This is a genomic window from Sphingobacterium ginsenosidimutans (assembly GCF_039536865.1).
Lineage (GTDB): Bacteria > Bacteroidota > Bacteroidia > Sphingobacteriales > Sphingobacteriaceae > Sphingobacterium > Sphingobacterium detergens.
In genome coordinates, this window is record NZ_BAAAZK010000007.1 from 1,724,823 (window position 1) to 1,740,292 (window position 15,470).

Annotated in this window: 12 protein-coding genes; 6 read left to right on the forward strand and 6 right to left on the reverse strand. The window is 39.4% G+C overall.

What is annotated here, in order from left to right:
* The first annotated feature begins 176 nt into the window (after positions 1 to 176).
* The 3 genes from ABFX33_RS19565 to ABFX33_RS19575 all read left to right on the forward strand — a co-directional run bounded on the left by ABFX33_RS19565 (position 177) and on the right by ABFX33_RS19575 (position 5,488).
* Positions 177 to 1,565 carry an aminopeptidase P family protein gene (locus ABFX33_RS19565; RefSeq protein ID WP_346087644.1) on the forward strand — a complete coding sequence of 463 codons (1,389 nt, stop codon included), beginning with the start codon at positions 177 to 179 and terminating at the stop codon, positions 1,563 to 1,565.
* A 70-nt stretch (positions 1,566 to 1,635) separates the two neighbouring features.
* Positions 1,636 to 3,810, forward strand: coding sequence for a S9 family peptidase (locus tag ABFX33_RS19570; protein WP_346087645.1), 2,175 nt, complete (start codon positions 1,636 to 1,638; stop codon positions 3,808 to 3,810).
* Positions 3,811 to 3,814: 4 nt separating this feature from the next.
* A complete protein-coding gene (locus ABFX33_RS19575; protein ID WP_346087646.1) occupies positions 3,815 to 5,488 on the forward strand; it encodes a M1 family metallopeptidase in 1,674 nt (557 codons plus the stop codon).
* A 146-nt stretch (positions 5,489 to 5,634) separates the two neighbouring features.
* Here the strand turns inward: ABFX33_RS19575 and ABFX33_RS19580 are convergent, their stop codons facing one another.
* The 4 genes from ABFX33_RS19580 to ABFX33_RS19595 form a co-directional block, all read right to left on the reverse strand.
* On the reverse strand, positions 5,635 to 6,900 hold the full coding sequence (locus tag ABFX33_RS19580; RefSeq protein ID WP_346087648.1) for an NAD(P)/FAD-dependent oxidoreductase: 1,266 nt from the start codon (positions 6,898 to 6,900) through the stop codon (positions 5,635 to 5,637).
* Positions 6,901 to 6,922: 22 nt separating this feature from the next.
* A complete protein-coding gene (locus ABFX33_RS19585; RefSeq protein WP_346087649.1) occupies positions 6,923 to 7,921 on the reverse strand; it encodes a 4-hydroxyproline epimerase in 999 nt (332 codons plus the stop codon).
* Between the two features lie 225 nt (positions 7,922 to 8,146).
* Positions 8,147 to 9,604 carry an aldehyde dehydrogenase (NADP(+)) gene (locus tag ABFX33_RS19590; RefSeq protein ID WP_346087650.1) on the reverse strand — a complete coding sequence of 486 codons (1,458 nt, stop codon included), beginning with the start codon at positions 9,602 to 9,604 and terminating at the stop codon, positions 8,147 to 8,149.
* Positions 9,605 to 9,685: 81 nt separating this feature from the next.
* The gene (locus tag ABFX33_RS19595) at positions 9,686 to 10,585 is read right to left on the reverse strand and encodes a dihydrodipicolinate synthase family protein (RefSeq protein WP_346087651.1); all 900 of its coding nucleotides are present in this window, start codon (positions 10,583 to 10,585) and stop codon (positions 9,686 to 9,688) included.
* A gap of 483 nt (positions 10,586 to 11,068) precedes the next feature.
* Between ABFX33_RS19595 and ABFX33_RS19600 the strand changes: the two genes are divergently transcribed.
* Together ABFX33_RS19600 and ABFX33_RS19605 are read left to right on the forward strand one after the other, a co-directional pair.
* The gene (locus ABFX33_RS19600; protein ID WP_259180490.1) at positions 11,069 to 11,461 is read left to right on the forward strand and encodes a helix-turn-helix domain-containing protein; all 393 of its coding nucleotides are present in this window, start codon (positions 11,069 to 11,071) and stop codon (positions 11,459 to 11,461) included.
* 50 nt (positions 11,462 to 11,511) lie between these two features.
* Positions 11,512 to 12,267, forward strand: a complete 756-nt coding sequence (locus ABFX33_RS19605) for an SDR family oxidoreductase (RefSeq protein ID WP_346087654.1) — start codon at positions 11,512 to 11,514, stop codon at positions 12,265 to 12,267.
* Positions 12,268 to 12,368: 101 nt separating this feature from the next.
* Here the strand turns inward: ABFX33_RS19605 and ABFX33_RS19610 are convergent, their stop codons facing one another.
* The gene (locus tag ABFX33_RS19610) at positions 12,369 to 12,899 is read right to left on the reverse strand and encodes an NAD(P)H-dependent oxidoreductase (RefSeq protein WP_346087655.1); all 531 of its coding nucleotides are present in this window, start codon (positions 12,897 to 12,899) and stop codon (positions 12,369 to 12,371) included.
* Between the two features lie 156 nt (positions 12,900 to 13,055).
* Between ABFX33_RS19610 and ABFX33_RS19615 the strand changes: the two genes are divergently transcribed.
* Entirely contained in the window at positions 13,056 to 13,415 is a 360-nt protein-coding gene (locus ABFX33_RS19615; protein ID WP_346087657.1) for a winged helix-turn-helix transcriptional regulator, read from the forward strand.
* A 175-nt stretch (positions 13,416 to 13,590) separates the two neighbouring features.
* Here ABFX33_RS19615 and ABFX33_RS19620 read toward each other — a convergent pair whose 3' ends face one another.
* A complete protein-coding gene (locus ABFX33_RS19620; RefSeq protein ID WP_346087659.1) occupies positions 13,591 to 15,273 on the reverse strand; it encodes a glycoside hydrolase family 32 protein in 1,683 nt (560 codons plus the stop codon).
* Between the last annotated feature and the right edge of the window lie 197 nt (positions 15,274 to 15,470).

Consider the following 15,470-nt stretch of genomic DNA (forward strand, 5'->3'; position numbering starts at 1 on the left):
AATCATTAAAAATAAGCAATTGTAACAACGATAAAATGTCAAACACAATACCATTTTTGAATAAGAGTCTTCAAGATTAAAAGATTAAATTTTGCGATATTAGCTTCTGTATTATTTATGTAAATAATATCGCTTTAAATCTTAATTATACGTTGCCTCTCTTAATTTTCACAAATATGTTTAAGAAAGAAATCTATACTACCCGCAGAAACGAACTCATCTCAAAATTTTCTTCTGGAAAAATCCTTTTTTTAGGAAATATTGAAAACCCAATCAATTTTGAACACAATACCTATCCTTTTCGTCAAGACAGTAGTTTTTTATACTATATCGGTATAAAAAGCCCACGACTAGCTGCTGTACTCGATATTGATTTGGGAGAAACATTACTATTTGGTGATGAAATGACCATCGACGATATCATCTGGATGGGACAACAACAGACCTTAACAGAAAAAGCGGCTCTTTCGGGGATCAGTAAATTACTACCCTTTGATCAACTCTTTGACTATCTGAAAAAAAGCGATCAAAATACACTCCATTACCTTCCTCCCTATCAATCGCACAATAAAATATTGCTTGGGAAATTGTTTAATTGCCCCGTTGATCTGCTTCAACCATCTATAGCTTTAATTCAAGCTGTTGCTGCACAACGCAGCATTAAATCAGTGGAGGAAATTATCGAACTGGAAAAAGCTGTAGATGTTGCAGTAGACATGCACCGTCTCGCTATCCAGATGACCAAACCCGGGTGTTATGAATATCAAATTAGCAATGCCATGCAGCATTTTGCACAGGATCAGGGCATGTCTTTTTCTTATCCACCAATCGTGACCAAAAGAGGTGAAATCTTGCACAACCATATGCAGTTCCATCAAGTTCATGAAGGCGACCTTCTTCTGAATGACTCTGGGGTTGAAACATCATTGGGATATGCTTCCGACTTAACCCGTACCTTTCCTGTTGGTAAACGTTTTACCTCTTTACAGGAAGAAATTTACCAGGTCGTTTTACACGCATTTAAATCCGCTGAACAATTATTAAGCCCGGGAATCCGTTTTAAAGATATCCATTTAAAAGCCTGTGAAGCACTCGTTGAGGGACTGATACAGGTCGGGTTTATGAAAGGCAACTCTCAAGATGCTGTTGCCAACCATGCTCATACCTTATTCTTTCAATGTGGACTAGGTCATCTGCTCGGGTTGGATGTACATGATATGGAAGATCTGGGCGAACAATATGTGGGCTACAGCACATCCGAACCTAAAGATACCAAGACCTTCGGTCTTAAATCTCTGCGATTGGGTAAGGAACTGGAAGCTGGCAATGTACTTACCGTGGAACCTGGCATCTATCTCATTCCTGAACTGACACAGCTTTGGGAGCAGCAAAATCTGCACAGGGATTTTGTCAATTATGACTTTCTGAAGAAACATCTCGATTTTGGAGGAATCCGTATTGAAGACAATTATCTTATTGCGGAAAATGGTTATCGTCGTCTCGGAAAATACCTCGCGCGTGAAGTGCAAGAAATCTATAGCCTAAAAGACAATGCAATCGATTAAATACTGTGGAGATCCCAAGTAACACATCCCCTCAGGACTAAATAATTGATAAATAATAAATCATATACAAATGAATAGCATTAGACATTTTATTATCGCAAAACTGTTGTTGGTTCTTTACCTATCCAATCCTCTCTTTGCGCAAAGGCTCTGGACAGATATTGGTGACCAATATTATGAGTTTTCGGATAAAGGAATTGAGATCGTCAATCCAAAAAACGGGTCCCGCGGAATCTTTTTACCCCAGCAATCTCTTATTCCAAAAGGCAGCAATGCGGCAATAAAAGTTGAGGGTTTTTCTATCTCCAAGAATAGGGAACTAATTTTAATTTACACCAATAGCAAAAGGGTTTGGCGTGAGAATACAAGGGGTGATTATTGGGTGTACAACAAGAAATCCAATCAATTGACGCAATTAGGCCGCCAATTTCCATCATCCCAACTGATGTTTGCCAAATTTAATCCTCAATCGAATAAAGTGGCTTATGTTAATAAAGCAGACCATAATATCTATGTGGAGGATCTGACGAATGGAAATATAAACGCCGTAACGAGGGATGGGACAGACCGTATGATCAATGGGACTTTCGATTGGGTTTATGAGGAAGAATTTGGTTGCAAAGATGGTTTTAGATGGTCGCCTGATGGTCTCTCTATCGCCTACTGGAAACTTGACGCAAAAAGTATCCGTAATTTTCTAATGATTAATAATACGGATAGTCTCTATTCATTTACCATTCCTGTAGAATATCCGAAAGTGGGGCAGTCTCCAAGCGCATGTTCCATATGGACTTATGAACTTGCTAGTGGAAAGAATAACCGTATAAACATCCCTGGAGATCCTGAGCAGCATTATATTCCACGTATGGAATGGTGTATGGATAGCAAACAGCTTATTTTTCAGCAACTCAATAGGAAACAAAACGAGAGTAAGATCTACACAGCTTCCATCGCCACCCATGAAGCTCAATCAATACATCGCGAAACGAGTGATTCCTGGATCGATATCAAGGCAAGATGGAATAACAATGATCCTTCGGGCTGGGATTGGATACAGGATGGAAAAGCATTTATCTGGGTATCTGAAAAAGATGGCTGGCGAAAAATCTATCAAATTGACTTGAAAGGTAATGAAAAGCTCATTACCAAAGCAGATTATGACATTATTAATCTTGATTTTCTTGACCCGAAAGGAGAAACAATCTATTTCACGGCTTCTCCCAGCAATGCGACCCAAAAATATCTGTATAGTGTCTCTACGAAAGGCGGCTCACCCAAAAGGCTCACACCAGCATCTTTCGGGGGAACTTGCGACTATGATATCTCAAAAGATGGCAAGATTGCTATCTTCAACTTTAGCAACCGTGCCGAGCTCAAGCAAGATGCTATTATCGAACTCCCTACACACCGGACAGTAGTGGATTTTGAGGTTAATCGTGAAAAGAAGGTCAGTGATGGCATAGCCGAATTTTTCAAAGTTAAGACTACTGAAGGTGTTGAACTAGATGGCTGGATGGTCAAACCGCTGGATTTCGATCCTAATAAAAAGTATCCGGTAGTCTTTATGGTATATGGTGAGCCTGCTTCACAAACTGTAATCGACAACTTTAGCGCGGGTTATAATAGCTTATATAAAGGAAATATGGCCCAGGACGGATATATTTATATTTCTTTGGACAACCGTGGCACACCTGCACCTAAAGGTAGCCTCTGGCGCAAAAGTATCTACCGCAATATCGGTCAGCTCAATATTCGCGACCAAGCATTAGCCACACAGGAAATATTAAAATGGTCTTTTGTCGATAATTCGCGCATCGCAGTCTGGGGATGGAGTGGTGGTGGTTCGAGTACACTCAATTTACTTGGACAATACCCACAAATCTATAAAACAGGTATAGCAATAGCCGCTGTTGCTAATCAACTTCTTTATGATAATGTCTATCAAGAACGTTATATGGGACTTCCACAAGAAAATTTAGCCGACTTTGAGAATGGTTCACCATTGAAATATGCAAAAAATATTAAAGGAAATCTACTGTATATACACGGCACTGGAGATGATAATGTTCATTATCAGAATGCGGAAGTTCTTATAGACGAATTCATAAAAAATAATGTACAATTTCAGTTAATGTCCTATCCTAACCGTAGTCATTCTATTAGTGAAGGCGAAGGCACACATGAACATTTAAAAACATTATTCACGAATTATTTAAAACTACATTGCCCTCCGGGCGGAAGATAAGCGAATGAAAAGAACACTATTATATACACTAAGTACCTGTGGTATTTTAGTCGCAGGCCTCCAGCAATCCAATGCGCAACTGATGAAGGAAAAAAATGAATTCACGCGAGCGGATTCATTGCGGGGATATCTCACACCATTGCGCACTTGCTACGATATCCAATATTATCATTTGGACGTGAAAGTGGATGTAGACAATAAATTCATTTCAGGTTCAAACTTATTCCGCTTTAAGGCCACAGAAGATTTTGAACGTCTACAATTTGACCTATTTGCGAATCTTAAAATTAATAAGGTTATTTATCAAGGGAAAGAGCTCTCATTTACAAGAGAATATAATGCTGTTTTTTTGAACTTTCCTACTAAGATCACCAAAGGCACGCAAAGTGAATTCACAGTGTATTATGAAGGTCATCCCACAGAGGCAGCACGCGCTCCCTGGGACGGTGGTTTTGACTGGAAAAAAGACAGCAATGGCAAACCCTGGGTGGCTACCGCCTGCCAAGGTATGGGCGCTAGCGTCTGGTGGCCTAATAAAGATCATCAATACGATGAAGTCGACAGTATGATGATTTCTATTGCTGTCCCAAAAGAAGTAATGAACGTATCTAATGGGCGATTGGTAAAAGTGGAAAAAATGAAGGATGGTTACAACAAATACCATTGGAAAGTTGCCAATCCGATCAACAACTACAATGTAGCTATCAATATCGGAGACTACATTCATTTTCAAGAAAAATACAAAGGTGAAAAAGGGCCTTTGGATGTCGACTACTATATCTTGCGGGAGAATGATAAAACAGAAAAAAAGGCTCATCTTCAAAAAAATGCCAGACAGACGCTAGAAGCATTTGAGCATTGGTTTGGCCCATATCCTTTTTATGAGGATGGTTACAAACTGGTCGAAACCTATCATACGGGTATGGAACATCAAAGTGCTATTGCCTATGGCAATCATTATCAGAATGGATATCGTGGAAACGATGCTTCGGGAACAGGTTGGGGGCAAAAGTGGGATTTCATTGTAGTCCACGAATCGGGCCATGAATGGTTTGGCAATAATATCACTTCGGCCGATCTCGCAGATATGTGGATTCATGAGAGTTTCACCAACTATTCTGAGGGTTTATTTATAGACTATTTCTACGGCAAAGAAGCCAGTCAGGCATATGCGCATGGTATCCGAAGTGGCATTCACAATGATAGCCCCATGCAGGGGCCATATCACGTCAACAAAGAGGGGTCTGGTGATATGTATCCAAAGGGAGGCGTCATGCTCAATATGATCCGCACTATGATAGATAATGACGACAAATGGCGTGCTATTTTACGTGGTTTGAATAGTAAATTCTATCATCAACAGGTAAATTACAGTGATATTGTGAATTATGTAAGCCAGCAGTCTGGTCTGGATCTATCAAAAGTATTTGAACAATATGTTCAGCATACTTCTATTCCAACACTAGAAATCCAACAAGATGCTTCTGGTAGAATAATGGGTAGGTGGATTAGCGAGGTCAAAGGATTTCAGATGCCAATCCATATTGGAATAAAAGGCGAAAAGAGACAGCTCATTCAACTAGATCAACAGTTCAGAACGATAAAAATTGCGGGATTAAATAAGGGAAATATCGATGTCGATACATTCAATTATTATATAGGCCTTTTGTCAGAATAACAGCTATTCAAAAGCATGTTGGAAGCTTCGATACGATACGATACGATAAAATAGCATGATTTTGAAGGCTTTGGAGACAAAAATTCAACAGTTGCCCCAAAAGCAGGTAATCCTATTTTTGGGGCAACGGTTTATAAAATGGATTGTTAGCGGTCGAAACGATCTGGTTTAAATCCGACAAGACTGGGCTCAATTTCTCGAGCAGCCAATAGGTCACAAACGATCTTGCCATAGGCGGGACCCAAGCTCAGCCCCATCATTCCCCCTCCACCAGCTACAACAGCATTGCCGTATTTTTTTAATCTTCCCAAATAAGGCAATCCATCCGGTGAACAGGGTCTGTAACCATACCATATTTTGTCTTTAGGATAATCGATCTCTAGTTCGGGATAATATTTTGGAATAGATTCGACAATCCCTCTTACTCTATTTTCATAAATTTTGTCGTTCGCAGCTCCCAATTCCATGGTGCCACTAAATCTGATCTGACCGTTCATTGGCGTGACAGCGACCTTGGCCTCAAGTAATAATGCCGCGTGATTTAATTTCCTTTCCCCTTTTGTATCATACATAAAGGAATAACCTTTTCCGGGCAAAAGTGGTGTATGGACATGCAATTTTGACATCAATTGCGGTAAATAGGCTCCCCCTGTTATTACAAATGCATCAGCTTCGAAATTTCCTGTGCTGCTGATGGCAGTTTTAATGGTATTTCCGATCGGAATAAATTTGTGAACTTCAGTTTTCTCAAAAAATACCACACCTGCAGTTTTCAAATACTGAATCAACTGTTGCATTAGCTTTTGGGGATATAATTTTCCATCACAACGATAAAGAACCGCACCCAAGACATCTAGTTGGAGCTTCGGTTCCAGTACTTTTACAGCGTCTGCATCTAACAATTCTACGTCTAACCCAAGATCTTGTGCGCGATGTGCCAATTCGGTTTCTTCGTGCTTTATCTCGTTGGATTTATACATCATCAGAATACCATTTTGTTCCAACTCAAAATCGAAACCTTCTTCTGCATCCAACTCGTCATATAACCGGCTGCTGTAGAGATTTAGGTCACGGATCGCAGTCGCATGCTGGTCAACATGTGCCCGATTTGCATGTTTTAAAAACTTCAGTCCCCAATCTATTAATCGTGGATTTAACGAAGGCCGTACATAAAAGGGGCTTTTGCTATTAAACATCCATTTTATTCCTTGCGCTACCATTCCCGGTGCTGCCAATGGTGTGAAATGACTTGGTACAATCATTCCCGCGTTGCCATAAGAACAATTATTATCAACCTCATTTTTCTCCAGGATTTTCACATCCCATCCATCTTTAACAAGATAATAGGCCGAAGCAAGCCCCGCAATTCCAGCACCTATTACGACTACCGTACCTCTTTTATGTTCTTTCACTTTCTTATTATCAATTAATCTATCAAATCACTTGAAAACCGCCAAAATATGGATCTTCATCATCCAAAAAAATGGTATTGTATCCTGTTATTCTTGCCCAGCCTTCCACCGAAGGTATGATTGCGGGCTTTCCGTCGACCGTGGTCTCTGCTTCTATTTTACCAATAAATTGAGAGCCAATGTAGCTTTCGTGTACAAATTCATCACCTTTTTTCAGCCGACCTTTTGCATACCATTGTGCCATGCGTGCCGAAGTACCCGTGCCACAGGGAGAGCGATCCAACGCATTCTCGCCAACCAAAACAGCATTCCGTCCAGAGGAGCCAACATATACAGGCTCTGCCGTCCACTGTATGTGACTCAATCCATGAATATTGGAGTCCTCAGGATGGATGAATCTATATTTTTCATTGAGTAATTTGCGAATTATTTTACCATAGTGGATCAACTGACTCGCTGAATAAAATTTGATATCTTTAAAATTAACCTGGGGGTCGATGATACCATAAAAATTTCCGCCATACGCTACATCAACAGAAATAAGGCCCAAATCTGGGCAATCGACCGTTAGGTCTTCTGCATATAAAAAAGATTTTACGTTTGTTAACTTGACACTTTTTACTTTTGATCCTTCCTGAACGTAGTCGATATGCACCAATCCGGCAGGAGTTTCCAGTCTTAATTTCCCTGGTATCTTTGGTTGGATTAATCCCTCTTCAATAGCGATGGTAACTGTACCGATTGTACCATGCCCACACATAGGCAGGCAGCCGCTGGTTTCAATATAAAGAACAGCGATATCATTTTCTGTATCGAAAGGTGGATAAAGCATGCTTCCGCTCATCATGTCATGTCCACGGGGCTCAAACATCAATCCTTTGCGAATCCAGTCATATTCTTGCATAAAATGCAGTCTCCGCTCCATCATTGAGTTACCCTTTAAAAGTGGGGCGCCGCCAGCAACCAATCGTACCGGGCATCCACAGGTATGCGAGTCAATACAAAAAAAAGTCTTTTTCATTTGTATAAATTATTTGTTCATCATTTATTTTTAGATTAAGGTATTATTATTTATTTTCAATGGTATTCATGAGCTCGGTTCACAAAGCTTTTGGTGATATAAGTGTTGGTCTCATCGGTATAAATGAAGTCGTTTACTCCAGCAAATTGGTATTTTGAGGTATTTGTGAGCTCAATCGTCCGGTTTGAATAAATCATGATAGAATTATAATCTTCTTTAGCGTTATTATTCTTTTGTCCAATGCTGATTTACCAATCGTTCTATTTGCAGCGGATTGCCATCTTGCAATTCTTTCGGCAAAAACTCATCTGGCCAATTTTGAAAGCTGATGGGACGGAGAAAACGTTTGATGGCATCGGGTCCTACAGAGGTAAACCGTGAATCGGTCGTCGCTGGAAATGGTCCACCGTGTTGCATAGCGTGTTTTACTTCAACACCAGTTGGCATACCTTGAAACAACAGCCTTCCGCATTTGTTCTGTGCAATCGTGAACAGATCCTGGTATTTCCACATATCATCCTCAGATGCTGCGAAAGTCAAGGTTATCTGACCAACCAAATGTTCCATTAAAATCTTCATTTCATGACGATCGGCACAAGAGATAACTAATCCAAATGGTCCGAAAACCTCTTCTAGCAGTTCCGGATTGTGCAATACCTGCGCTGCATCTGTTTCCACCAACAGCGCTTGAGCAAAACCTTCTTGCACATTATCTGTGCCTTCTGCCAATATATTGACCCCATTGCATCCAATCATCTCGCCTCTCAATTGATTATAATGATTCAATATACCTTGGTGTAACATTTTACCAGCAGCAACAGCTTGTATTTCGCGCTTCAGATCAGCTTTGAGTGTATCCAATTTTTCTCCCTCAAGGCCAATCAACACCCCGGGGTTGGTACAAAACTGCCCCACACCCAACGTTAATGATCCAATATATTGTTTTGCAAATGCTTCGCCATTATCTGTTAGATAGTCCGGCAAAACAAATACAGGATTTATACTACCCATCTCTGCAAAGACCGGAATGGGATCAGGTCTTGATTGCCCTAAATCAAACAGTGCCTTCCCGCCAGCAAACGATCCCGTAAAAGCCACCGCTTTTACCAACCGGTGTTTGACCAATTGCTGCCCTATTTCAAATGAATTGGACACAACATGGCTAAAGATATCAGCAGAAGCGCCGTATTTTGAAATTCCCCGATGGACGGCGTCGGCCATCAATTGAGATGTTTTGACATGTGCGGGATGGGCTTTCACAATGACGGAGCATCCAGCTCCAATGGCACTTGCGGTGTCTCCACCAGCAGTGGAAAAAGCAAACGGAAAATTGCTCGCTCCAAAGACAACCACAGGCCCTAATCCTTTATTGTATTTACGTAAATCGATCTTTCCATCGGGACTTTGGTCAATTCTCGCCTCACTATACAAACCTGTATGAACCGCATTTGCATACATACGCCACTGATTCACTGTTCTTGCTTTTTCACCTTCAAGTCTACTAACAGGTAGAGCGGTCTCCAAATGAGCAGTTTCTATCAGCATGCTGTCAATTGCTTCAATTTCGTCAGCAATCGCATGCATCAATTTCGCTCTTTCAATCACATTACATTGTTGTAGAAACTGAAATCCTGCTTCAGCCTGCTTTACTACAACATCAATCTCATTTTCGTTTTGAATCATTCTCTTCTATTTTGGCTATTTCTAAATGTTCAGTAGAAACTTTTCAAGTCTTCTCCAGTGGAATAGACTTGAAAAGCCCCGCTATAAAAGTGGTCTTGTTGCTATTGCATCAGCAATGATCTTTTTAACCCGTTGCTCTTCCTCCCCAATCAAGGGTAATCTCGGAGCTCTTGTATATGGTGTTGAAATCCCTTCCGCTGTAGCGGCCAATTTGATATATTGAACGAGCTTGGGATGGATATCCAATTCCAATAATGGCATAAACCAGCGGTATATCGCTATGGCTTGCTTATACTCGCCTTTATTGACCAGATGATACATTGCAACCGTCTCCCTTGGAAAAGCATCCACCAACCCTGCAACCAACCCATCTGCCCCCAGCATTAAAGATTCTAAACACAATGTATCCACTCCCCCTAGGATCTTTAAGCGATCGTCGAAACGGTTTTTCAGACGAGTAATATTGGTTACATCACGTGTTGACTCTTTCACGGCCTGAATATTTGGCTCCAGCAACAGTTCCTCAAACATATCCAAAGACACATAGGTACCATAATCAACAGGATTATTATAGATTAAAATTGGTAATGTTGTGCGCTGCGCAACAGCGCGAAAATAAGCAACAGTCTCCCTATCATCAGACTTATAACGCATAGGAGGCAACAACATCAATCCATCCGCGCCCAAATTTTCACTGGTTATCGCGACTTTGATTGCATCAGCAGTTGTATTCTCCGCAATATTGAGCAAAACAGGAACACGTCCATTCACGACTTTCAATGCATGTTTTAATAACTCGTATTTTTCCTCATTACTCAAAACACTCGCTTCGCCCAATGACCCTGCAATAATTAATCCGTGGACTCCGGCCTCCACCTGCGCTTCAATGTTCTTTGCAAACATATCAAAATCCAAATTTCCCTTCTCATCAAAGGGAGATAACATTGCTGGGTAAATTCCTTCCCAATTCAATTGTGCCATAGTTTAATAATTTTTTAAAATTCCTTAACACAAAGCTATATGCAATAAGTTGCTCAGTCTTCTTATGAATTAATCAACTCTGACCTAATATTGACCTTTTATGAGTAACCACTCGTCAAAGACTTATAACTGGAAAATAAAATTAGAATCAATATAATAAAACATCAGTTCGTAATATCATAACCGGATAACTAAATAAGATACAAAACGAGCATTTTATTCAAAAATCCTTGCAAGTGTGTACAAAACACACTACCTTTGTCCTATCATAATTTAGGTTTATAATTGGTTATTTAAGGTTTTCATTCTCCCCGTTTGAAAACCTTTTTTCGTTTTTACATTACACTAAAATTTGTAAAATATATTGCGTTGATGTATTCTTTAAATAAATCCTAATCAAATCAAATTGTGTGGTTAAGAAAGCAATAGTACCCCAGCACACATAATTTACTTATATTTAGAATATTATTCAGGATAATTAGCATGACGGAAGTATTATCACCCCACAATAAGAGAAGAAGTGAAGAAATTACAATCCAATACTTTGAATTGTTGGACCGTCATTTATCTGAGCTCGTTAATGGCACAGCTATGGAAATGTTGGAATTAAAGGATATAGCCAGTGTACTTTGTATCTCTCAAAAACATCTTATTAAAATAATACAGGAAACCAGTGGAAATCATCCTTGCCATTTTTATGTACATAAAATATTGACATGCACAAAGGATCTCCTGACCAACAGTACATTGACCATCTCGGCCATCGCTCAAACACTTACTTACGATCCATCTAATTTCACCAAATTTTTTAAGAAATATGAAGGTATAACCCCATCTGAATTTCGTCAATTGAAAAAAGCGAAAAGTTCACCATAATATCCCCATTTACTTTCATGAAATTTGTTATAATCAAAATATAAATTATTATGGCAAGGAATGATGTAAAAGGAAAAGTTGTATTGATCGCTGGTGGTGCGAAAAACCTTGGCGGTTTGTTGAGTCGCGATTTTGCTGCTAAAGGCGCCAAATTGGTGATCCATTATAACAGTGAGCACAGCAAGTCAGATGCGGAAGAAACCCTGGCAGTGGTAAAGGCTGCTGGCGCCGAAGCGATCCTGTTTCAAGCGGATCTTACCAATATTGAAAATATTAGCAAGCTCTTTGATACGGCGGTGTTGCAATATGGAGGAATCGATATCGCAATTAATACCGTTGGTAAAGTTTTAAAAAAAACGATCGTAGATACAACAGTGGATGAATATGACAGCATGAGTGATATTAATTCCAAAGTTGCCTACTTTTTTATCCAAGAAGCAGGCAAAAAATTGAACGACAACGGTAAAGTTTGCACGATTGTCACATCGTTACTTGCGGCCTACACAGGGTTTTATTCTACCTATGAGGGACTGAAAGCACCCGTTGAGCATTTTACGCGTGCTGCGTCCAAAGAATTTGGCGATCGAGGGATTTCGGTTACGGCCGTTGCTCCTGGTCCAATGGATACACCATTTTTCTATGGCCAAGAGAGTGAAGAAGCGGTAGCTTACCATAAATCCGCTTCTGCACTTGGGGGCTTGACTGACATTAAAGATATTGCTCCTTTAGTCGAATTCCTGGTAACAGATGGTTGGTGGATTACCGGACAAACTATTTTTGCCAACGGAGGGTATACAACACGATAGTGTACCATTGTCAAAGGCATCTTGCTATATAAAAGATGCCTTTGATGTTTAGTAAGTCTAACTTACCAGATCCTGTAAAAATTTCAATTCATATTAATGGTCTAGAACTGTTCCAAAAAATTGAGATAATGGCCTACACTCTGTTCAACCCATTCTTTGGAAGCATGTTTTTCGATACCATAGTATGCAAAAAGTGGTTGATAATTGGCATGAACATAGTTGAATGTAATCTCAAAAGGACTTGTCAATTGATCTAGGCTATATTTATACTTCCCATTTGCGCTATATTCCACTTCGTCAACCCCAACAGAAAGAGCCAAAGCGATCTTCTTTCCTGCTAACTTGTAACCACTCGACTTTCCATATGCCCAGCCATAGGTCAATACCTCATCCAACCACTTTTTAAAAAATGGAGGGCAGTTAAACCAATAAAATGGAAATTGAAATATGATTTTATCATGCTTTTCAATCAACTGCTGTTCCGCGGTAACGTCAATTTTTTCATCTGGATATCTTTCATGTAATTGATGGATTTCATAGTCCTCCGGATGTTTTTCCAATTCTTCGACCCACCTCTTATTAATAAGTGATTCTTTAATATTTGGATGTATTACAATGACCAATGTTTTCATTATAGCTAATTATTCAATAGTTTGGATGCTCATTATCACGGCATTCGATAGCCGTAATTGTTTATTAACTCAATTATTTTGATTCAAAAATAGCGAGATATTCCTTATTTTGGCTCACTGGTAGCCCAATGTTCGGTACTATAAAAAATGTGTGTGATGACAAAAATCAAAGAGAGTTCAACAAATTTTGCCAATAAACAAATTTTAGCAAATGATTGCCCTGAGGTATTCGCGGCTAATATTATTGGTGGCCAATGGTCTTTGGCTATTTGTTGCTATCTAATCAACGGAAGCCTCCGATACAATGAAATCAGAAAATGCCTTCCTAATATTACCGAACGCATGTTGACTTTACAATTACGAAAACTAGAGGAAAGTGGAGTAGTCAAACGTACGGTATATGCAGAGGTTCCACTACGTGTAACGTATGAATTAACAGTTATTGGTTATGAGCTATCTCCCATCATTCGGGAACTCGGAAAATGGGGGGAAAAATTAAAGGGTCTTTCGATTTAGGACTCTATCATATTAAAAAAAATATAAAATAAATTTGCATAGTGTAAAAAATACACTTAACTTTGTACTATCATAATTTAGGTTTATAATTGGTTATTGAAGGTTTTCATTCTCCCCGTTTGAAAACCTTTTTTCATTTTATCTAAGTACTTATTTTCCGTTCTTCACTCTGCTATTAGTCAGACCAAATACTTTTTAGTGTATATAAATCAGCTTGATCCAAAACCGCTTGACCATTTGAGACACTAATACCATATTGCAAATTATTGTGGTCAAAATTGTAATTTATTGGCATGTAGATTTCCCCATTTTGGGCAAAAAGCTCAAGACCAGTACGATCTACGAACAATCTCAATACTAATTTGCCATCTCTTAGAGGAACAATTGCCCGCACATTGTCTACAACCATTTCTTCTGTAGCAACATTATAATTCATAACTAACCCACGCACATTGATTTGTATATTTCTGGCACTTTTAGGCGTTATAAGCAATTTGAGTTCAGCAACATCGCCGCTAAAATGCTGCAATTGATTTAGCTTGCCGGCCTTTAAGCTGATTTGACCAATGTGCAACTTATCCTTTCTTAAATTTTGTAATTCAGCTACCGGTTCCCTAAATAAACGTATACCTTTTTCAGTCGTTTTTAACTTCAATTCCATTGGTATACTCATAGATTGATTAAAAGCGGTAGCACCCTGATTAGTATGGGTTCGCCACCATCCGATCTCGATACGACGTCCGAGAGGCTCGTTGCTAAACGTCTGTGCAGCATAATAATCACGACCATATTGACTAAACAACCTTTCTGCCTCTGGGGTGAACTTTTTGCCATCAAAACTCCCTATAGCATATTGGCTATTGGCCCCCGTTAAAATCCATTTTTTTTGTTTCGGATTATCATCCACCGCCAGTTCAAAAAATTCGGGGCATTCAAATAGATACCGGTCATTTCCTTTACCACCATAAACTTTACTCGCAAACTCCCATGTTTTCATATCCTTTGAAGTAAATAAATGCATGCTATGCTGTCCATGTTCTTCCTCGACATATAAAGTTAACACCCACCGTGCCGAAGGCCCGTGCCATATCACTTTAGGATCCCGGTTACCAGTTGAAATCTTTTCCAAGATATGGTTTGGCAACTTCTTAAATTCCTTTCCATCCAAAGAATAAGCCAGTCCTTGCTTCCAAGATTGTTCAGCTGCAGTGTAAAATAAGACCATAGGAGCCATTAAATTATTATTTCCTAATCCACTGCTATTTTTAGTATCTACCACTGCCCCGCCACTAAACATCACTCCCGATTCATCGGGATATAAGGCCTCTCCCAATTCTTTCCAATGGATCAAATCGCTAGATACAGCATGTCCCCAGTGCATATTTCCCCAGCTAGTACCGTAAGGATTATGTTGAAAAAAAAGATGATATTGTCCTTTGAAGAAAACAAGCCCGTTAGGATCATTCAGCCACCCACGTTTTGGAGAAAAATGAATTTGTCCACGTTCCTTTTCAGTATACACCGCATTATCATCCTGCAGATCAACTTGCTCAAAGGAATTGAATCCGTGGCTATTCCGATCGGGAGTACTTATGGACAGTTTAAGGGATTGCCCCTTCCATTTCTCAATATCCAAATAAGCGATCCAATCGTATACACTATCCGCTAATTCAACATCAAACCATCTTACTTTTTCATTATTCAACCAAAGTTCAACATTACGTTTGGGGGCTCCATTTTTAACCGGAATTTTTAAGTATCTATGTGAAACATAAAAAGTCTGCGTTCCAGAAGTTTGGCCATTAGCATGAAAGACAAATGTGAGAACACCAATAAGAAGCATAAGAGTCCTTTTCATAATTTTTAAGGTTAAATATCAAAATGAAACTGTAGACTTTTAAAGGTATTGACTTCCATCATCAACCAATCTCAAAGCCTCCTAACAAAAATATCTACAATACCCCATATATTTAAATCAAGCTAGATCAAAATACATTCGATTTGTCTCAATTAATAGAATGGATATGAACACATTGCTGGTCAGCACCAACGACG